Annotated in this window: 20 protein-coding genes and 1 other annotated feature; of the genes, 18 read left to right on the top strand and 2 right to left on the bottom strand. The window is 37.0% G+C overall.

The window, feature by feature from the left end; all coding sequences use genetic code 11:
* Positions 1-22: 22 nt before the first annotated feature.
* The 11 genes from BMX63_RS17185 (at position 23) to asnB (ending at position 12395) form a co-directional block, all read left to right on the top strand.
* Positions 23-1333, top strand: coding sequence for a bifunctional folylpolyglutamate synthase/dihydrofolate synthase (locus BMX63_RS17185; protein ID WP_425441509.1), 1311 nt, complete (start codon positions 23-25; stop codon positions 1331-1333).
* Between the two features lie 79 nt (positions 1334-1412).
* Positions 1413-3149, top strand: a complete 1737-nt coding sequence (locus BMX63_RS17190) for a sensor domain-containing diguanylate cyclase (protein WP_177167373.1) — start codon at positions 1413-1415, stop codon at positions 3147-3149.
* Between the two features lie 256 nt (positions 3150-3405).
* Positions 3406-4383, top strand: a complete 978-nt coding sequence (locus tag BMX63_RS17195) for a hypothetical protein (RefSeq protein WP_093137775.1) — start codon at positions 3406-3408, stop codon at positions 4381-4383.
* Positions 4384-4665: 282 nt separating this feature from the next.
* Entirely contained in the window at positions 4666-5247 is a 582-nt protein-coding gene (locus BMX63_RS17200; protein WP_093137777.1) for a Maf family protein, read from the top strand.
* Between the two features lie 44 nt (positions 5248-5291).
* On the top strand, positions 5292-5969 hold the full coding sequence (gene radC / locus BMX63_RS17205) for a RadC family protein (protein ID WP_093137804.1): 678 nt from the start codon (positions 5292-5294) through the stop codon (positions 5967-5969).
* Positions 5970-6343: 374 nt separating this feature from the next.
* Positions 6344-7369: a rod shape-determining protein gene (locus BMX63_RS17210; RefSeq protein ID WP_093137778.1), complete on the top strand. Its 1026-nt coding sequence runs from the start codon at positions 6344-6346 to the stop codon at positions 7367-7369.
* Between the two features lie 35 nt (positions 7370-7404).
* Positions 7405-8304 (top strand): rod shape-determining protein MreC, encoded by a 900-nt coding sequence (gene mreC, locus BMX63_RS17215; RefSeq protein ID WP_093137780.1) that lies wholly within the window; start codon positions 7405-7407, stop codon positions 8302-8304.
* Positions 8301-8828 (top strand): rod shape-determining protein MreD, encoded by a 528-nt coding sequence (gene mreD / locus BMX63_RS17220; protein WP_093137781.1) that lies wholly within the window; start codon positions 8301-8303, stop codon positions 8826-8828. The genes mreC and mreD overlap by 4 nt, the downstream gene beginning before the upstream one ends.
* Before the next feature lie 54 nt (positions 8829-8882).
* The gene (gene minC / locus BMX63_RS17225) at positions 8883-9569 is read left to right on the top strand and encodes a septum site-determining protein MinC (RefSeq protein WP_093137783.1); all 687 of its coding nucleotides are present in this window, start codon (positions 8883-8885) and stop codon (positions 9567-9569) included.
* Entirely contained in the window at positions 9562-10362 is an 801-nt protein-coding gene (gene minD, locus BMX63_RS17230; RefSeq protein WP_093137784.1) for a septum site-determining protein MinD, read from the top strand. Before minC ends, minD begins: the two co-directional genes overlap by 8 nt.
* A gap of 185 nt (positions 10363-10547) precedes the next feature.
* Positions 10548-12395, top strand: a complete 1848-nt coding sequence (gene asnB / locus BMX63_RS17235; protein ID WP_093137786.1) for an asparagine synthase (glutamine-hydrolyzing) — start codon at positions 10548-10550, stop codon at positions 12393-12395.
* A gap of 236 nt (positions 12396-12631) precedes the next feature.
* On the opposite strand, the gene BMX63_RS17240 is transcribed toward asnB, so the two are convergent.
* Complete coding sequence (locus BMX63_RS17240; protein ID WP_093137787.1) at positions 12632-13921, bottom strand: ammonium transporter; 1290 nt, start codon at positions 13919-13921, stop codon at positions 12632-12634.
* Positions 13922-13956: 35 nt separating this feature from the next.
* Positions 13957-14301 carry a P-II family nitrogen regulator gene (locus BMX63_RS17245; RefSeq protein ID WP_093137789.1) on the bottom strand — a complete coding sequence of 115 codons (345 nt, stop codon included), beginning with the start codon at positions 14299-14301 and terminating at the stop codon, positions 13957-13959.
* A 284-nt stretch (positions 14302-14585) separates the two neighbouring features.
* On the opposite strand from BMX63_RS17245, the gene BMX63_RS17250 reads away from it, so the two are divergent.
* From BMX63_RS17250 to BMX63_RS17280, 7 genes are all read left to right on the top strand, one after another.
* The gene (locus tag BMX63_RS17250; RefSeq protein WP_093137791.1) at positions 14586-15377 is read left to right on the top strand and encodes a M23 family metallopeptidase; all 792 of its coding nucleotides are present in this window, start codon (positions 14586-14588) and stop codon (positions 15375-15377) included.
* Positions 15364-16233: a site-2 protease family protein gene (locus tag BMX63_RS17255; protein WP_093137793.1), complete on the top strand. Its 870-nt coding sequence runs from the start codon at positions 15364-15366 to the stop codon at positions 16231-16233. The genes BMX63_RS17250 and BMX63_RS17255 overlap by 14 nt, the downstream gene beginning before the upstream one ends.
* Before the next feature lie 14 nt (positions 16234-16247).
* Entirely contained in the window at positions 16248-17693 is a 1446-nt protein-coding gene (locus tag BMX63_RS17260) for a ribonuclease E/G (protein WP_093137795.1), read from the top strand.
* Between the two features lie 39 nt (positions 17694-17732).
* Positions 17733-17813: a sequence feature (ribosomal protein L21 leader region), on the top strand.
* A gap of 12 nt (positions 17814-17825) precedes the next feature.
* The gene (rplU, locus tag BMX63_RS17265; RefSeq protein WP_093137797.1) at positions 17826-18134 is read left to right on the top strand and encodes a 50S ribosomal protein L21; all 309 of its coding nucleotides are present in this window, start codon (positions 17826-17828) and stop codon (positions 18132-18134) included.
* Positions 18135-18146: 12 nt separating this feature from the next.
* The gene (locus BMX63_RS17270) at positions 18147-18476 is read left to right on the top strand and encodes a ribosomal-processing cysteine protease Prp (RefSeq protein ID WP_093137799.1); all 330 of its coding nucleotides are present in this window, start codon (positions 18147-18149) and stop codon (positions 18474-18476) included.
* A 13-nt stretch (positions 18477-18489) separates the two neighbouring features.
* Positions 18490-18780 (top strand): 50S ribosomal protein L27, encoded by a 291-nt coding sequence (gene rpmA / locus BMX63_RS17275; protein WP_093137801.1) that lies wholly within the window; start codon positions 18490-18492, stop codon positions 18778-18780.
* Between the two features lie 87 nt (positions 18781-18867).
* Positions 18868-19162, top strand: a 295-nt coding sequence (locus tag BMX63_RS17280; RefSeq protein ID WP_143060130.1) for a helix-turn-helix domain-containing protein, incomplete at its 3' end; no start/stop codon positions are given.

Below are 19162 nucleotides of genomic sequence, written 5' to 3' on the forward strand. Positions count from 1 at the left end.
TAAAATAAAGCGGGGTATAACAATGAAGTACGATGAGGCTATTGAATGGATTCAGCAAAGGTCGAAGTTTGGAATTAAACCTGGTCTTGAACGCATGAAATGGTTTATGGAGAAATTAGATCATCCTGAACAGAAAATCCGCAGTATTCATATTGCTGGGACGAATGGCAAGGGATCCACACTATCCTTTTTACGCCATTTATTAGAAGCTCACCATTTTTCAGTAGGAAGCTTTACATCACCTTACCTGATTCACTTTAATGAGCGAATAAGTGTCAATGGTGTCCCAATAAAGGATAAGGAGTTGGTTATGCTTGTTAAGAAAATAAAGCCACTATGTGAAGAACTGGAACAGACTGAATTTGGCCCCCCTACAGAATTTGAAGTCATTACGGCTATGGCTTTTGTTTACTTTGCTGAGCAATCACTTGACTATGTATTACTGGAAACCGGTTTAGGAGGAAGGCTGGATTCAACAAATATAGTAGAACCAATTGCCAGTATCATTACAAACATAGGTCTTGATCATACACGTATTCTTGGTAATACCTATGAGCAAATAGCTTCTGAAAAGGCAGGAATTATTAAGCAAGGTGTACCTGTAACTACCGCTGTACAACATCATGGATCCTTTCAGGTCATTAAAGACAAAGCGGTGGAAAAAAGTGCTCCTATCTACCAATTAGGAAACGATTTTCATATTATGAATCAGAAACCTTCTCAGGAGGAAGGAGAAATGTTTACTTTTAAGTTTGAACAGCAAAGCTTTTCTGATTTAAAGATAAACATGAAAGGATACCATCAAATACAGAATGCAGCCTTAGCGTTACATACATTTCTATTAATGAGTCAAATGAATCAAATCAAGCCTAAAGAAAACGTAATACGAACAGGATTACAAAAAACGAGGTGGCCTGGAAGATTTGAAGTTGTATCGAAAAATCCGCTGGTTATTATTGACGGAGCTCACAATAAAGAGGGAGTGATTTCACTTATTGAAACGCTAAAACGGTCTTATCCACATCATAAAAAACGTTTATTATTTTCAATGATGAAGGATAAGAATGTAAGTGAAGTGATTCAACTGTTAGATCAATATTTCGATGGCATTGTATTTACATCCTTCGAATTTGAGCGTGCATCTGGAGCCGAGCAATTGTTCAGTCAAAGTCGGCACCCTGGAAAGGAAATTCATATGAACTGGAAGGAAGCCGTTCAATATGAGTTAAGTCACATGGATTCAAATGAGATATTTGTTATTTCAGGTTCCTTATATTTTATTTCTAAAGTTAGACAATATTTTGAACTTTTTGCAAAAAATATGATAAAATAATCCCAATGTTAGAAAAATTGACTTTTAAATTTTTGATTAAAGGCTTTGGAAAAAAGGGATAATCTGGGAGATGCTGAAAATGACAAAACAGAAAAAGAGAATGATTTGGGGGATTTGGCTCTTTGTATGGCCATCATTAATTTTCTATATCTATAAAGTGACAGAACCAATGGTGAGTTTAGACGGCAGATGGTTCGATATGATCTCCTTCGCGATTTTAATGTGTATAGTTTCCCTTTTTCCCATTATAGTTGGCGGAACCCCTATTTTCTTTATTCATGGAATTAGCTTTGCTGTGTTTTTACATTTTGGTTTACTTGTTGAAATTGTATTAACACAACTTGCGGTAATGGTTTTACTCGTTAAGCTTCGTCCTGGTAAAGAACAACTTTTCCGTATACCTGCCAATTTAACACTCTTTCTATTAACCTCCATTATTGGTGCTGCCATCTATTATTTATTTGGCGGCTCACATTCGGATATTGAGTCTTTTACACTTAATCAGCAATTACCGATTCTTGGTTATATCCTGTCCATTATTTTTGCTAATCAGGTTCTATTACATTTACTTAAAATGTATATGACGGCCCAAAGAGAAAGATTTTTTTCAAAGTCATTATTTTGGGACATGCTAACTTCAGGATTGACCATACCAGTTGGATATGTTCTTTATTTGTTATACATAGAATTAGGGGCCAAAGCTATTTATTTTGTGGGTATTCCTTTTGTTACATTTTCTGTCATTATTCAAAACTATTTTGCCTCCCAGAAGACGAATAATTATATGCAAATGACCAGTAATATTGGGCATAAGTTAACAGGAAAATTAAATGTCAAAGAAGTATTAGATATTTTTGTTCAAGAAATTAGTAAACTATTAAATGTAGATTATGCTTATATTTATGATGTCATGAATACAAACGAAACCTTAACCTTAATCCGTGTGATGGGAGACACGCCACAAGGTCCTCATACTTCCTTTAATCTAAGAAAATTCCAAGGTATAAGCGGTACCGTTTATGGAGGGGGAGAGGGTTTATTTTATAGAAATCGTTCCAAATGGGAAATGGTTTTACCTGATCCTTCTTTACCACATGATGCTGAGAGTATCATTTCCGTACCGATTTGGAGAAATGAAAAAGTAGTGGGTGTCATTACCATTGCCTCGAAGCGGAAGAGAGCATATGAAAAGTATCAATATATGTTAGTAGAGATTCTTGCAAACTATCTGGCTGTTGCCATTGAGAATGCACGTCATTATGAAACAACTAAACAGAAAAGTGAGCGCTGTCCGTTAACGAAGCTTTATAATTATCGTTATTTTGAAGAGTATATTCAACACTTATTTGAAGATATGGAAGCAAAAGGTGTACAGGAGAATCATTCACTTATTTTATTAGACCTAGATTTTTTTAAACGGGTAAATGATACTTATGGGCATGAAAGTGGAAATGAAGTACTGCGTGAACTTGCCCTGCGTTTAGAAAATACATTTCCAAACGATCTTGCAGCTAGATATGGAGGAGAGGAATTTGTTGTTTTATTAAGAGGAAAGGGTAAAGATGAAGCACTCTTTCAAGCTGAGACCATTCGCAGGATTATTAGCGATGAACCATTTGTTCTAAAACAGCATATTTCAAATGGTGGAAGTCCGATTACGGTTCAGGTTACAGCTAGTATTGGAGTCGCTACATATCCTAATGACTGTGATGATCCAAGAGAGTTAATCCGACATGCTGATCGCGCTATGTATGTTGGAGCCAAAAATAATGGACGAAATAAAGTAGCAACGTATGAAAAAGTTATTCAAATGTAGCGAGGCTGGTACAAAGGTTTTTAAAGGCTCTGTTTAATATAGGTGTTCTTGTTATGTCCAAACCTTGTTTTTTATAAACGAAAAAAGATATCGTAACTTTGATTTTGCTATTTTACTTGTGAACCTTGACTTTTTATGTAGATATTTTAAGAAAATACTTGATGAATTTCTAATAGGTTTAGTCAATCATCGACAACGTTTTTTTAATAGACATGATAAGGTGATAGATAAAATGCTAGTCAAGGTGGGGGCCAAAATGGACAAGAAACAGGACCATATATCGGTAAGAATTAATGGCAAAGAAAAGGTAAATCAAAATCATTTAACCTCAGCTGACGAGAATGTTCAGGACGAGTTAGCAGCCGCTTTAGATAAAACGAGTGATTCAAATCTCAGGAAGGAGCAAGCAAAAACAACTCATGATTTCGAACCGCCAAAAGTAGAAGTATTAAAAAGAAAATACAAAGGGAAAAATTCGCTATTTTCTCATATACCAAGCTTTAAACGGTTAATCACAGCAGGTGCATCAGCAATTGTAGTGGGGGCTATTCTGGGGTTTGTTATGTTAAGAGTTTTATCTGGAGTGGGAACGGATAATAGTCAGGAGGCTTCAAATATACAAAATAATGGTAGTCCATCAGCCGAGGAAAATTCATCTGCTAATGGCTCAAACGATAATTCACAAGGAACCACAGTCAGCTTTGATGGTTTTGAGTCGCATGTCGTTCAAGTGGGTGTCTACTCTACAAAAAAGAAGGCTAATGAAAGACAAGCTATTTTTGAAGAATCAGGTGTAAACCCTTTTATTTGGAAACAGGAAGGACAGTTTTATTTATTTGCGGCGATAGCCATGACAGACAGTTCTATTAAAGAGACAGAAGCGAATATTGATAGTCTTGGATTTGATCCGGAAAAAGATACTTATGTAAAGACATGGAGTGTAGCGGCAAAAGATAAGGAGACTTCGGAAACAGAGGCTAATTGGATTAAGGAGGGAATGAGCTATTGGGAAGAAGCAGTTCCACTCCTATCACAGTCGAAGGATGGATTATCTTCCATTGTAGCTAAAATGGAAGAATGGTATCAAACAAAACCCGATTCTCTATCGGAGGGGGCTGAAACATTCTCCAATTCATATCAGACTTTCATAAATTTATCAGGAGATGAAAAATGGCAGTTGCAGCATCAATTAATCAAGATTCTTTATGATTATCAAAGTTATATTAATGAATAAAGGTAAGGCCGAATCAAAGTTATATAACTTTTGGTTTGGCCTTTTTTGTTAGTATTTAAATCAATGGTTACATGTTTATTCAGATAACATATTAGATTTAAAAATAACGGAATATATACGTGTAAACCTGGATAAAAATACATTTTTTACCTTAAATAAATACGTTTCTATATTCATAAACCAGATCAATATTTAGTTGTCCACTTTTGTAAAATTGAAAATGATTTATTAAACTATATGTATAGGTAAAGCGATACATTATTGACTTATGGAGGTTAGCATATGACTTCACAACTTGTCTTAGCATCGTCATCCCCAAGGCGACAGGAATTATTGGAAAAAGTTCAGGTTCCTTTTGTTATTCGAAAGCCTGATGTGGATGAATCTTCCGTAACTTCCAATACCCCTAAGGAAAAGGTTTGGCAGCTGGCCAAGTTAAAGGGTGAGCATGTGATTATAAAGGATGAAAGGGAAGTGATTTTAGCTGCAGATACGGTGGTTTCTTATAGAAATCAGATTTTTGAAAAGCCAAATAATGAGAGAGAGGCATTTCAAATGCTTTCAAGGTTGAGTGGAGAAAGACATGAAGTGTGGACAGGTTTTATGATTCGATCCAATATGCATGAGGAAATCTTTACACATAAAACTGAGGTTGAGTTCTGGCCCTTATCAGATGAAGAGATTGAAGCTTATTTATCCACACAAGAAGCTTTTGATAAAGCAGGGGCTTACGGAATCCAGGGACAAGGATCGATTTTTGTTAAGCAAATTATTGGTGATTATTATAATGTCGTTGGTCTTCCTGTTTCCCACGTTGTAAGAGAACTAAGAAAATATGATATTTTTCCTTCCTTCTATGATTAAATGAGGAGAACCTAAAGAGAGGAGCAATCCATTTGTCAAATGAAATGGTTTTTGTAAAGGATGTACCTAAAAACGATCGGCCAAGAGAACGTCTTATACAATTAGGCCCCAATCATTTATCAAATCAGGATTTGTTGGCTATCATTTTAGGTACAGGTACAAAAAATGAATCCGTTATGTCCCTCTCCCACCGCCTGCTTATTCACTTTGAAGGACTACCGTTACTTAAGGATGCAACGGTGGAAGAACTAACAGCAATCAGAGGTATAGGCAAGGCAAAAGCGGTTGTCTTAATGGCAGCTCTGGAAATGGGGAAGAGAGTGTACTCCTATAAACCATCTGAACGATATGTGATTCGAAGTCCTGAGGATGGAGCTGATTTTGTTATGGAAGAGCTTCGGCACCTAAATCAGGAGCATTTTGTATGTTTATTTTTAAACACCAAAAATCAGGTCATCCATCAACAAACTGTCTTTATTGGCAGTTTAAATGCCTCAATTGTTCATCCCCGGGAAATCTACCGTGAAGCGGTTAAGCGGTCTGCAGCCTCCATTATCTGTGCACATAACCATCCTTCAGGAGATCCCAGTCCTTCACAGGAAGATATTCATGTTACAAAAAGGCTTTCCGAATGTGGAAAAATGATTGGTATTGAATTATTAGATCATTTGGTGATTGGTGATAGAAAATATGTTTCTATGAAGGAAAAAGGATACTTATAGCCCTATCTATTTTCTTATTTTTTTCGTATAATTAAATAATAGTTGAAAAAAAGCGCCATTTAACAAGTAAATTCTTGGATGGCGCTTATTAACTGTATTTTTTGTAATACACTATACATAAGAACAATTTTAGCTGGGTTGTTTTGGGTAAAGTTTGTTGTTATTCCCCCGCAGTTGTTTTATACTTCCCTCCCCCCAGGAAAAAATATTAGGGAGTCACATGGTAAAAGAATGACGCCATTTATTTTGAAGAATTTTCGTGTGAAGCAACGGTTAATAAAGCTATGAATACGTAAAATGGATATGCAAAATCAACAATCTTTTGGAAAACAGCCTTTTCTTAACTAAGATTATATAGAGAGAGGAAGATTCAGGTGGCTCGATTTGGGTTTTCTCAAGACCTAGGGATCGATTTAGGTACAGCGAATACGTTGGTATTTGTTAGAGGCAAAGGAATTGTATTACGTGAACCTTCCGTAGTTGCCAAAAGCTTAGCTTCTGGGGAGACAGAAGCAGTTGGAAACAATGCTAAAGTTATGATTGGCAGGACTCCTGGAAATATTTCTGTTATTAGGCCGATGAAGGATGGGGTTATAGCTGATTATGAAACTACAGCTATGATGATGAAATATTATATGGGAAAGGCTCAGAAAAAACGTTCCCCGTTTGCCAGAAAACCAAATGTAATGGTTTGTGTGCCATCAGGAATAACTATGGTAGAAGAACGGGCAGTAACGGACGCAACCAGGCAGGCAGGTGCAAAAGAGGCCTATCCAATAGCAGAACCATTTGCTGCTGCTATAGGTGCGGGTTTACCTGTATGGGAACCTGCTGGTAGTATGGTAGTAGACATTGGTGGAGGCACAACAGAAGTTGCAATCATTTCTCTTGGTGGTATCGTAACAAGTGAATCCATTCGAATTGCTGGAGATGAAATGGATGATGCCATTGTTCAATTTATCAAAAAGAAATATAATTTATTAATAGGTGAACACACTGCTGAAGTTATAAAGATGGAAATTGGAACAGCAATACAAGTAGAGGAAACTGTAGAAATGGAAATAAGAGGTCGTGATTTAGTTACAGGTCTTCCGCAGACCGTTACGACCACGAATAAGGAAATTGAAGAAGCCTTAAGAGATACGGTAAACTCTATTGTGGGAGCCGTAAAAAATACCTTAGAAAAAACACCACCGGAATTATCTGCAGACATAATGGAAAAAGGGATTGTTCTCACTGGCGGTGGTGCCCTATTATCCAATCTTGATAGGAAAATTAGTGGAGAGACGGAAATGCCGGTTTTCGTAGCCGAAGATCCATTAGATTGTGTAGCCATTGGAACAGGGAAATCACTAGATTTTATTCATCATTTTCGCTCAAAATTCAACAGGAAACGTTAAGTTTATTGATTAAAAAATTGAAGTAGGTGTCATAGATGTGGTCCTTTCTACGTAAAAGAGCCTTAATTATTATTCTTATAAGTATTATTTTATTAGTTTCCCTAATTGGTTTTTCTATAAGGGACAGAGATGAGGTTAGTTTGCCTGAGGAGTTATTAAAGGATACGATTGGCTGGGTACAAAACATCTTTCAAGTTCCTATTGACTTCGTAGGCGGATTTTTTGAAGATATCAACGAATTAACGACAACCTTTGAACAAAATGAGATATTAAAGTCTCGTTTATCTGAATATAAGGATTTACTATATGATGTTAAAGCCTTAGAAAAAGAAAATGAAGAATTAAGAGTATTACTGGACAAAAAAGACTCAGATGTACTCGAAAGTTATAATTTAATAGATGCAACTGTAAATGGTCGTAGTCCTGAACCTAAATGGATGCAGCAGCTCTCCATTAATAAGGGTAAACAGCATGGTGTGCATGCAAATATGGCTGTTATTACAGCTAATGGTATGATTGGTAAGGTGAAAACAGCCTATCAATTCACTTCAGATGTGCAACTACTCAGTGGTTTTGATAGAAATAACCGGATATCTGCACTTGTTCAAAGTGATGGAGATGATAAGAAGCAAAAGGATACCTTTGGTCTAATAGAGGGGTATGATGAAGAAAAGGAATCCCTTATTTTAACCATTCAATCATCAGAACATAAAATAAGTGAAGGGCAATTAGTGGTAAGTTCCGGCATGGGAGGCGTATTTCCAAAAGGACTTGTTATTGGTGAAATCGAATCTGTAGAAATGGATTCTTACGGACTTACCAAAATTGCTTATGTTAAATCAGCTGCAGATTTATATGACATCAATCATGTAATGGTGGTAGATCGGAACATGAATTCACCAGAGTCAGATGATACGGAGGAGGAAGAATCATGAAGCATTTATTTCTTCCTCTGATTTTAGTTATATTATTAGTGTTAGAAAGTACAGCGACAGCCTTAATTCCAGAACAATGGTTGTTAGCTGATATACAGCCTATTCCACACTGGATGTTGCTGTTTACCATTTTAATTGCTATTTTTTACGACCAGGATCATACCATGTATTCTTTGCTTTATGCGATTATATTTGGCTTTCTATTTGACTTCACTTATACTGATGTTTTAGGTGTATATATGTTTACTTATGGATTAACTTTATTTATGATATTGGGATTAAAGAAGCTATTGCATCCCAATTTTGTAGTAACATTACTATTATCTTTGGTAGGGATGTGCTTTGCCGATCACCTCATTTATTTAATGTACTTTATGGTTGGTTATGCAGATGTTACTTGGACAACTTATTTACAGGAACGATTGCTTCCGACCATCCTAACCAATAGTTTATTTTTATTAATCGTATATCCGATATTCCGTCAAAGGTTGGAAAAATGGGCTGATGAACAATTTTCTACCTAGTAAAGAGGATTTTTTACAGCCCTTATCGAAAATGTAGTATTGAGGTGAACCTCTGTGAATAACAAAAAACAAGCAATTACGATAAAAGGTACGAAAGATGGACTAACCTTTATTATTGATGAAACAAGTTCATTAGAACTCATTATGAAGGAGTTAGAAACAAAACTTTCATCAAAGGTAGTTGATCAGGATCAACCTATGGTTAAAGTTAATATAGATTTGGGTAATCGTTACTTATCGAATGAAATGAAGGAAGAGTTATTAGAGATTGTTAGAAATAAGCAGAATCTAGTGATAAATGAAATTACTTCTAATGTTTTAACAAAAGAAGAAGCTCAAGAATGGTATGAAGAATTAGAGATTTCAACGATTACTAGAATCGTAAGAGCTGGTCAAAAATTACACGTTAAAGGAGATTTATTATTAATCGGTGACGTCAATCCTGGTGGAAGTGTATCGGCAACTGGGAATGTTTATATACTTGGAAGGTTAAATGGTATCGCACATGCAGGTATTGACGGAAATCAAGAAGCCATTATTGCTGCTGCTTATATGAATCCTACACAGTTAAGAATATCCGGTTTTTTAAGTCGGTCACCTGACTTTGAAACAGAAGGGCTTTTTATGGAATGTGCGTATGTTGATCAGAAAACCGAGCAAATATTAATAGACCGATTACAGACTTTAACAACTATTCGACCTGGTTTAGGTTCAATAGAGAGGAGAATGATCAATGGGTGAGGCAATTGTAATTACGTCTGGAAAAGGCGGAGTAGGAAAAACAACAACTACGGCAAATGTTGGTACAAGTCTTGCCTTATTAGGTAAAAAAGTGTGTCTAATTGATACCGATATTGGTCTTCGCAATCTGGATGTTGTGATGGGACTCGAAAATCGGATTGTTTATGATGTGGTTGATGTTGTACAGGAACGTTGCCGAGTGAAACAAGCTTTAGTGCGGGATAAGAGATTTGATTGCTTGCATCTATTACCAGCTTCGCAGACAAGTGACAAATCGGCTGTGACCCCTGAAGGAATTCAAAGAATTGTGGCCGAACTAAAACAGGATTATGATTACATACTCATAGATTGTCCAGCTGGCATCGAACAAGGCTATAAAAATGCCATTGCTGGTGCGGATAAAGCGGTTGTTATCACAACACCAGAAAAATCCAGCGTTCGTGATGCAGATCGAATTATTGGTTTATTAGAAAAAGAGGAGGGAATGGAATCTCCTCATCTCATCATAAATCGTATTCGAACTCATATGGTTAAATCAGGGGATATGCTTGATATTAATGATATCGTTGAAGTACTTGCCATTGATTTATTAGGTATTGTAGCAGATGACGATGAAGTAATTAAATCCTCTCATCATGGTGAGCCTGTTGCATTTCAGCCAAATACAAAAGCATCCATTTCCTATCGCAATATAGCACGAAGAATTTTAGGTGAATCGGTTCCTTTGATGTCTCTAGAAGAAGATAAAGGAATGATGGCAAAAGTGAAGAAATTTTTCGGTATAAAATCATAAGAAAGAGGACTGGTACTAGACCAGTTCTTTTTTTATGAAGGTTTATAGATCGTTAGCTGCCTCACATGCATACAATGAAAACGCTTAACATATGATGATAGGTTGTTCGTCAGTAATAAGCTGTATTTCCCAGTCATAAACTAGTTTTGAAAGGGGTCTAAGCATCTAAGAGAGGATGAAGCTTTATGTGTGGAATTACAGGTATTATTAATTGGAAGAAAGATTTAGAATCTGAACGATCCTGGCTTCAGAAAATGACGGATACATTAACGTTAAGAGGTCCGGATGATTCAAATCTATGGATTGAACGGCATGTTGCTTTTGGCCATAAGAGACTAGCGGTTGTGGACCTCGAAGGTGGAAAGCAGCCAATGATAAAACAGCATCACAAGAAACACTATACATTGGTATACAATGGAGAACTATATAATACAGAAGATTTAAGAAAATCATTAAGAAAGAAAGGGTACACATTTCAAACTACTTCAGATACCGAAGTATTGCTTACAGCTTATATAGAATGGAAAGAAGATTGTGTGGATTATTTAAATGGAATTTTTGCATTTGGTGTATGGGATGATGAGAAGGAACAAATTTTTATGGCAAGGGATCGTCTTGGTGTAAAACCATTATTCTTTTATTATAATGACGGTCATTTCTTGTTTGGTTCCGAATTAAAAGCTATTTTAGCTCATCCAAATATAAAAACAGAAATTGATAGAGAAGGATTAAGTGAGATTTTTGGATTAGGTCCGTCGCGAACGCCTGGGCATGGAATTTTTAAAAACATTCAAGAACTACGACCTGGTCATGCGTTAACTTTATCTAAAAATGGATTAAAGATTTTTCGCTATTGGAATGTACAAAGTTATGAACATAAGGATTCAGCGGAAGAAACAGCTGAAAGAGTAAGAGAATTATTTATAGATGCTGTCACAAGGCAGTTAGTTGCTGATGTCCCCGTTTCTACGTTTCTATCAGGAGGAGTGGATTCCAGTGGGATTACCGCCATTGCTTCTCGATATTTTGAGGATAAGGGTGAAGGCCCACTTACCACCTTTTCGATTGATTATGAAGGGAATGATCAATATTTTGAAACCAGTCGCTTTCAACCCTCCAGTGACGGTCCCTGGATAAAAAAAATGGTAGATCATTTTTCTACCGACCATCATAATGAAGTCATTAGTGGGGAAGAATTAGCAGACTTACTAAAAAAGTCAGTAGAGTTAAGAGACCAGCCTGGAATGGCTGATATCGATTCCTCTTTATTATGGTTTTGTACTAAAATAAAAAAACATACAACAGTGAGTTTATCTGGTGAATGTGCTGATGAAATATTTGGTGGATATCCGTGGTTTCACCAGCCAAACACTAATGAAAGTGCAGGATTTCCATGGATGAAATCATTAGATTCACGAATTGATTTGTTACATCCTGAATGGCAAAAGAAGTTAGACTTAAAAAACTATGTTCATAATCGTTATCAGGATACTATAAAGGAGACCCCTCTTTTAGAAGGAGAGGGACCTGAAGATACAAAACGAAGAGAATTGTTTTATTTAAATATGCACTGGTTTATGCAGCAATTATTAGACCGGAAAGATCGGATGAGTATGGGGGCAAGTCTGGAAGTACGTGTGCCTTTTGCCGATCATCGATTGGTAGAATATGTATGGAATATACCTTGGGATATAAAAATGTATGGTAATCGGGAAAAAGGCATATTACGCAAAGCATTAGAAGGATTGTTACCAGACGAGATTTTATATCGTAAAAAAAGCCCTTATCCAAAAACCTTCCAGCCAGAATATACGACAGCAGTAAAGCAGTGGATGAACGAAATTTTAGCTGACTCCAGTTCTCCCTTGTTTGAATTTGTACAGCGAAACAAAGTAGAAGCAATTGTTAGAAGTGAAGGAAAGGAATTTAAAGATCCATGGTTTGGTCAATTGATGAAGGGTCCGCAGTTAATCGCTCATTTATGTCAAATTGATTACTGGTTAAGAACGTATGATGTAAAAGTTAGTGACTAATATATAGGAGCAGCAATCAATAAGTGCGCATAGATATAATCATTATATCTATGCGCACTATACCTTTATTTAGATCCCTTCTAAGAAGATGGTCGTAATGACGATAAAATGAAAAAATCCAGGACCATCCTGGCTGACACTTCATATTTGATGTGCTTTTTTATCCTGAATTTTTATCCAATCATTTCCTATAATATAAAAAAGCTACTTCTAAAGAAGTAGCTTTTTAAAGAACATCAATCGGTTTTGGCGGATTTGCCATGGAGGTGATTAAGTCGTTCTATTAAAGATGAACCTGTAGAATCAGCATTTGATTGTTTAGCTGGTGATGTAACCATAATATCTTTAAGTTCATAGGCTTGAGAACCATGCTCTGCAAAATCAAGCCCGGATATTTCTTCTTCTTCTGTTACTCTAACACCGGCAATAGCTTTTATGATTCCAAAGAACACTAAGGTTACGACAAACGTCCATGCAAACGTAGCTATAACTCCTAATGCCTGAACACCTAAGAGGGTTGCTCCACCCCCATAGAATAATCCACCTTCCGTAGCAAATAATCCAACAGCTATCGTTCCCCATATTCCGCAGGCTCCGTGAACAGCAATCGCTCCAACTGGATCATCAAGTCTTAAGTTTCTGTCAACAAATGCTACGCCTTCAACTAATACAATTCCAGAGACGAAACCAATGATAATGGACCCCGTTAAAGATACATCAGCTGTACCGGCAGTAATACCGACTAAACCTCCAAGTGCACCGTTCAATGTTAAAGAGGCATCAATTTTCTTGTATTTTAAAGAGGAATAAAAGGCTGATACAACAACAGCGGCTGAAGCGGACAGCATAGTTGTAGAAATAACGTGTGGAACAACTGTGACGTCGGCTGCTAATGCACTTCCGCCGTTAAATCCGAACCATCCGAACCAAAGAAAGAAGACTCCTAATGCTCCTAAAGGAACATTGCTGGCAGGTATAACTTTGGATTTTCCGTCTTCTGAATATTTACCAATACGAGCTCCCAAAAGCATAACTGCTGCAATTGCCCCTACAGCCCCAGTGAAGTGGACAACGGTAGATCCGGCAAAATCAACAAATCCTAGCTCTGAAAGCCAACCTCCACCCCAGACCCAGTGACCTACAACAGGATAAATAAAGGCAGTCATAGCAACGGTAAGTAATAGATAGCTATTTAGTTTCACTCGTTCGGCTACAGCACCTGAAATGATTGTAGCACATGTTGCTGCAAACATAGCCTGGAAAATGAAAAATCCGATATCTTCTACTCCACTTAACATAAATCCGTCTGTCCCTAAAAACCCAAAAGCATCAGCACCAAACATGATACCGTAACCAACTACAAAATAAAGAATCGCTCCAAGGGATATGGTAAGAAAGTTTTTCATTAAGATATTTAATGAGTTCTTAGAACGTGTAAAACCGGTCTCCACCATAGAAAAACCTGCATGCATGAAAAATACTAAGATGGTTCCCAGCATTACCCATAACATATCAACAGACTCCATCTGATTCAACTCCTTAATAAATAGTGAATAAACAATTAAGAACTAATAGCTTCGACGCCATTTTCACCAGTACGTATGCGAATGACATCTTCTACGGGTATAACAAAGATTTTTCCATCTCCAACATTACCTTCTCCGCAAATTTCCTTAATTAATGTGATGACTTCATCTGTCATATCCTGGGTAACGACCATTTCAATTTTGATTTTAGGAAATAGATTGATTTCATATTTGTTCCCTCTGTATACTCCAGTTTTCCCCTCCTGAAGACCGCATCCGGCAGCTTCTGTTACAGTAAGGCCGTATATCCCAAAGTCACCCAGTTTTTGACGAAGCTCAGCAAATTTTTCGGGTCGGATAATGCACTCAATCTTTTTCATGTACTTTCACCTCCGATTAAATGTAAGGAAAATTAACATCTTATGTAATATAATATACCGCAATTTTTGAAATTGCAAGAACTTTTTCATATTTATTGACCAATAATAGTTGAAAGGGTTTGCAAATTGTGGTATTCATTCTTTGTTTGGCAAAGCATTTCGTGATTTCTCTTTAAAAAGCAGCGCCTTCACTTGTCAACTCTGTGTTTTTGTACACGACAAGTCATAAATGATAAAAACATGAATAGACTTGTACAAACACTTAATGTAAGGGATGAGGTAAATTGAGTCGGAAAAGTATTGGTGAAGTACGTCAAAATATTGCCAAACGAAAAAATCAAAAGAAACAGAAAGGGACAAGCTCTTTAGGGACAAACCGGGAAACTTCAATGGTTCAGGAAGAGGAGAAGCACGGATATTTTCCTTCCTTTTCAACGCCTAAAAGTACCAATCAGAATACAGATCAAACCTGGATTCCCGCCTTTGTGTTTAAAGCGTTATTAGCAGCCATAATCTTTTTTTCTACAGCTGTTATTCTCCGAATGGATTCTGAAGCTTTTCAAAGACCAAAAGCTTTTCTTATAAGTGCGTTTACAGAAGAATTTCCGTTTGCAAAAATTCAAGGTTGGTATCGAGAAAATTTAGGCACGCCCTTTGCTTTTTTAGAAAATGACAAAAATGCAGAGCAGGCAGTCGGAGAAAATGGTCTTATTTTACCTGTTAATGGAGTTATTTCTGAATCCTTCCAGCAAAATGGAGAAGGTGTATTGATTGAGGTTGGGGCGGAAAAAAATATGCAGGTTACATCGATGAAAGCTGGTACAGTTATATTTGCTGGAAATAAAAAAGATACGGGGAAGACTATTATGATCCAGCATGATGATGGAACGACTTCAATTTATGGACATTTAAATGAAATTGAAGTGTTTCAATATCAATTTGTCTCCCAAAGTGAAGTGATTGGCAATTTGCAGCCACAGGAAAGTGGGGAGCAGGCTACTTTATATTTTGCCATTCAAGAGGACCGGAAATTTATTGATCCTGTGAAGGTGATGCAAGTTGATGATCAGGCCTAAATTACTTTCTCGTTTTCACATTCATCCTTTACTATGGCTGGTTCTGTTCTTAGGTGTTTTAACTGGGTCGTTTGTGGAAATTGTTATCATTTTTTGTTTGATCTTTGTTCATGAAATGGGCCATGTTGGGATGGCTCTTTTTTTTCGCTGGAGAATTACGAATGTAATGTTTTGGCCATTTGGGGGCGTGATGGATACTGAAGAATATTTTACGCGTTCCTATAAAGAAGAATTTCTTGTTGTTCTGGCTGGACCTTTGCAGCATATATGGCTTCATCTATTATTAATCCAGCTCTCCTCATTTGAGGTTTTTCCGGCCTATATAATCGAGTATGCTTTAATGTATAATCTACAGCTTTTTTTATTTAATCTCCTTCCCATTTATCCTTTAGATGGTGGAAGAATTTTGCTTTTACTTATATCCTGTAAAGTTCCTTTCAAAAAAGTTTTAGGTTATACGGTTCATCTATCCGTTATCTGTATCTTCGTTTGTTTAGCTATTGCTACAGTTAATCAGTGGCTGACCTTTCATACTCTGCTTTTGGCCGGTTTTCTTTTTATAGAAAATCGTCTAGAATGGAAAAGAAAACACTATGTATTTATTCGTCATTTGATGGCGCGTTATAATCAACCCCAATCTAGCGGAAATAGAGAAATCGTCCTGACTGTCTCTCCAGCAGCTACAGTAAATGCTGTTTTACAAAGTTTTTATAAAGGAAGGTATCATCGAATGGAAGTGGTTTCCGGAAGTAACCGATTATCCTTTGTTCAGGAAGAAGAATGTTTGCACGTCTTCTTTGACCGGAAAACCCCCTATTTAGAAATGGAGAAGGTAGCCAGGATTGGAAACACCTAATTGGAGCGATACAGGTGAAAAAGTTATATATTCAAACGAGGACAACCGAAAAAATCGCCTTACTTATGGAAGGGCAGCATCTGGAGCATTTTTTTATTGACCGGAAAGATCAGGCTTCTTTAGTAGGTAATATCTACATAGGGAGAATCAGGAGAATAGATCATGGCCTCCAGGCGGCGTTTGTAGACATTGGACAGAAAAAGCTATCCTTCTTACCTAAAAAAGAAATTCCTGTATCACGAAAAGATTCTCAGCTGCCGATTGAACAGCATGTTTATGAGGGAATGAATGTGATTGTACAGGTTATAAAGGATGCTTATGAGCAAAAAGGACCGAGCGTGACTGCTAATATAACACTCCCTGGCCGTTACTTTATTTATCTGCCTTATAGCGGATATAAAGCAGCTTCTAAAAAAATGAAACCAGCAGATAAACAAAGAATACAATCGATGCTTGAGAATTGGTCTTTTTCCAGTGAAGGAGCGATTATTCGAACTTCTGCTTTACAAGCGGATCATAAAGAATTAAAAGGAGAATGGGAGCTATTACAGCAAAAGTGGAAGGAGATTGAAAAACAGGCCCATACTTATAAAAAACCTGCTCCATTATTTGTTGACCGGGAAATTCCTGAACGTATCATACGAAAATATGCTACCCCTTCTGTAGAGGAAATTATTTTTGATGAAGCTGAAATTGCTCAGTATATGAAGAAGACTTATCCTGTTTTAAAAGAGAAAATGCGCTGGTCAGATAACCTTGAGAAGGAAATGCCTCTATCGATTAAACATGTGCTGGAACGTCTTACACAGAAAAGAGTAAAATTATCATCAGGTATTGAGTTAATCATAGAAAAAACAGCAGCTCTTACAGTAATTGATGTAAATACTGCAGCTTTTAAAGGGAAATGGACAAAGGACAGGACGGTTTTAGGGGCTAACCTGGAAGCGGCTAAGGAGATTGCCATGCATTTGAAGCTTCGTAACCTGTCCGGAATGATTTTTATTGATTTTATTAGTATGAAACGAAAACAGGATGAAGAGCAGGTGCTTTCAGAAATGAAGCGGCTTGTCAGACAGGACTCTACTTTCTGTGAGATGTTTGGGTTTACGAAGCTTGGTATATTGGAAATGACTCGAAAACGGGAAGGAGTAGATATACCTTCTTTAGTTTGTGAACCTAAAGAATTAGCATGGACAGCCCAGACGCATGCTTTTCAATTGGAACGGGAATTATGGTCGTATCGAAAAAAAGATTGTGAAGCCCTCCTTGTTGAAGTAAGACCGGATGTGCTTGATGCATTTGTTCATTATGTTGATATCAAAAAATTATCAAAAATCAAGCCTATTTATCTTGAAAAAAACTCTTTAGAAACCCGGGAATTTGTGATAAAGTTTATAGGTGACCTTAAATGGTTGGAACGTAGTCATACAACGGCAACAGCTATTGACAAATTCATATAAATAGTGCTAATATTTTAATGTTGTATTTGTCGTAGCACCTGTATGCTACAACCGCTCAGAATAGGTTTTTAAATCTCCGTATAATTACGGGGTACCTAAATGGCGAGTCTTAGTCTAAGAGGAGGTGCAAGTATGTACGCTATTATTGAAACAGGCGGAAAGCAACTAAAAGTAGAAGAAGGTCAGGAAATCTTCGTCGAAAAACTAGGTGCTGAAGCTGGCGAAACGGTTACGTTTGATAAAGTACTTTTCGTTGGTGGAGATGACACAAAAGTTGGTACACCATATGTTGATGGTGCTAGTGTTACAGCTAAAGTAGATAAAGAAGGCCGTGGTAAAAAAATTACGGTTTTCAAATATAAGCCAAAGAAAAACTATAAGCGTAAACAAGGTCATCGTCAACCGTATACGAAAGTTGTTATTGATAAAATTGATGCATAAGGAATTTTAAATATGATTCATGTTCACATTGATCGTAATGATCAAAATGAAATTCAATCGTTTGAACTAAAAGGACATGCTGGAAGTGGCCCTTATGGACATGACTTAGTTTGTGCAGCCGTTTCAGCTGTATCCTTTGGGGCGCTGAATGCCGTTATTCAATTGTGTGAGGTGGAACCCCTTATTGAGCAGGATATAGAGGAAGGGGGCTATTTAAGAATGCAACTTCCGCTGAATATGAATCAGGAAGTTCATCAAAAAGCCCAGCATCTGCTTGAAGGCATGGTGATTTCACTGGAGACGATTGAACGTGATTATCATGAACACATATCGATTAAATAAGGAGGTGCAGCACATGCTACGTCTAGATTTACAATTTTTCTCCCAGAAAAAAGGTCAAGGTAGTACGAAAAACGGACGTGACTCTGAGTCAAAACGTCTTGGTACAAAGCGTGCTGATGGCCAAGTTGTAACTGGTGGTTCAATCCTTTACCGTCAACGTGGTACAAAGGTTTACCCTGGCGTAAACGTTGGTATCGGTGGAGACGACACACTTTTCGCTAAAATTGATGGTGTGGTTAAATTTGAGCGTTACGGTCGTGACCGTAAAAAAGTAAGTGTGTACCCTGTTGCACAAGAAGCGTAACTTGATTTAAAAAGACTTTAGCTTCATGATGAGTGATGTGCACCCCAAAAGTTAGACGAACTAATTCTAACTTTTGGGGTGTTTTTTGTGGTCAAATATGATGAAGGATTTAAGCAAAATGTAGTTAACGCTTATTTAGCTGGAGAAGGTGGATATGCTTCCTTGGCTAAAAGATTTGGAATTCGAAGTAAAACCAATATAAGAAAATGGGTCAGTGCTTTCCGACAGTTTGGGGAACAGGGTTTGACTACTAAAAAAGCATCTACGAATTATCCTGTTCAATTTAAATTAGATGTCATAAACTATAAGGTAAGAACAGGAGATTCCCTTGAAGATGTTGCTAGAAAATTTGGCATTACTGAACCGCCTTTGATTCTTAATT

The organism is Salinibacillus kushneri (assembly GCF_900111405.1).
Lineage (GTDB): Bacteria > Bacillota > Bacilli > Bacillales > Alkalibacillaceae > Salinibacillus > Salinibacillus kushneri.

What these genes read in the sequence shown, in the direction of transcription:
- mreD (WP_093137781.1), top strand. Translation starts at nt 8,301, where the DNA reads ATGAAGCATTTATTTCTTCCTCTGATTTTAGTTATATTATTAGTGTTA.
- BMX63_RS17195 (WP_093137775.1), top strand. Translation starts at nt 3,406, where the DNA reads ATGGACAAGAAACAGGACCATATATCGGTAAGAATTAATGGCAAAGAA.
- mreC (WP_093137780.1), top strand. Translation starts at nt 7,405, where the DNA reads ATGTGGTCCTTTCTACGTAAAAGAGCCTTAATTATTATTCTTATAAGT.
- minD (WP_093137784.1), top strand. Translation starts at nt 9,562, where the DNA reads ATGGGTGAGGCAATTGTAATTACGTCTGGAAAAGGCGGAGTAGGAAAA.
- BMX63_RS17240 (WP_093137787.1), bottom strand. Translation starts at nt 13,921, where the DNA reads ATGGAGTCTGTTGATATGTTATGGGTAATGCTGGGAACCATCTTAGTA.
- BMX63_RS17255 (WP_093137793.1), top strand. Translation starts at nt 15,364, where the DNA reads ATGATCAGGCCTAAATTACTTTCTCGTTTTCACATTCATCCTTTACTA.
- rpmA (WP_093137801.1), top strand. Translation starts at nt 18,490, where the DNA reads ATGCTACGTCTAGATTTACAATTTTTCTCCCAGAAAAAAGGTCAAGGT.
- BMX63_RS17245 (WP_093137789.1), bottom strand. Translation starts at nt 14,301, where the DNA reads ATGAAAAAGATTGAGTGCATTATCCGACCCGAAAAATTTGCTGAGCTT.
- BMX63_RS17200 (WP_093137777.1), top strand. Translation starts at nt 4,666, where the DNA reads ATGACTTCACAACTTGTCTTAGCATCGTCATCCCCAAGGCGACAGGAA.
- radC (WP_093137804.1), top strand. Translation starts at nt 5,292, where the DNA reads ATGGTTTTTGTAAAGGATGTACCTAAAAACGATCGGCCAAGAGAACGT.
- asnB (WP_093137786.1), top strand. Translation starts at nt 10,548, where the DNA reads ATGTGTGGAATTACAGGTATTATTAATTGGAAGAAAGATTTAGAATCT.
- rplU (WP_093137797.1), top strand. Translation starts at nt 17,826, where the DNA reads ATGTACGCTATTATTGAAACAGGCGGAAAGCAACTAAAAGTAGAAGAA.
- BMX63_RS17190 (WP_177167373.1), top strand. Translation starts at nt 1,413, where the DNA reads ATGACAAAACAGAAAAAGAGAATGATTTGGGGGATTTGGCTCTTTGTA.
- BMX63_RS17270 (WP_093137799.1), top strand. Translation starts at nt 18,147, where the DNA reads ATGATTCATGTTCACATTGATCGTAATGATCAAAATGAAATTCAATCG.
- BMX63_RS17185 (WP_425441509.1), top strand. Translation starts at nt 23, where the DNA reads ATGAAGTACGATGAGGCTATTGAATGGATTCAGCAAAGGTCGAAGTTT.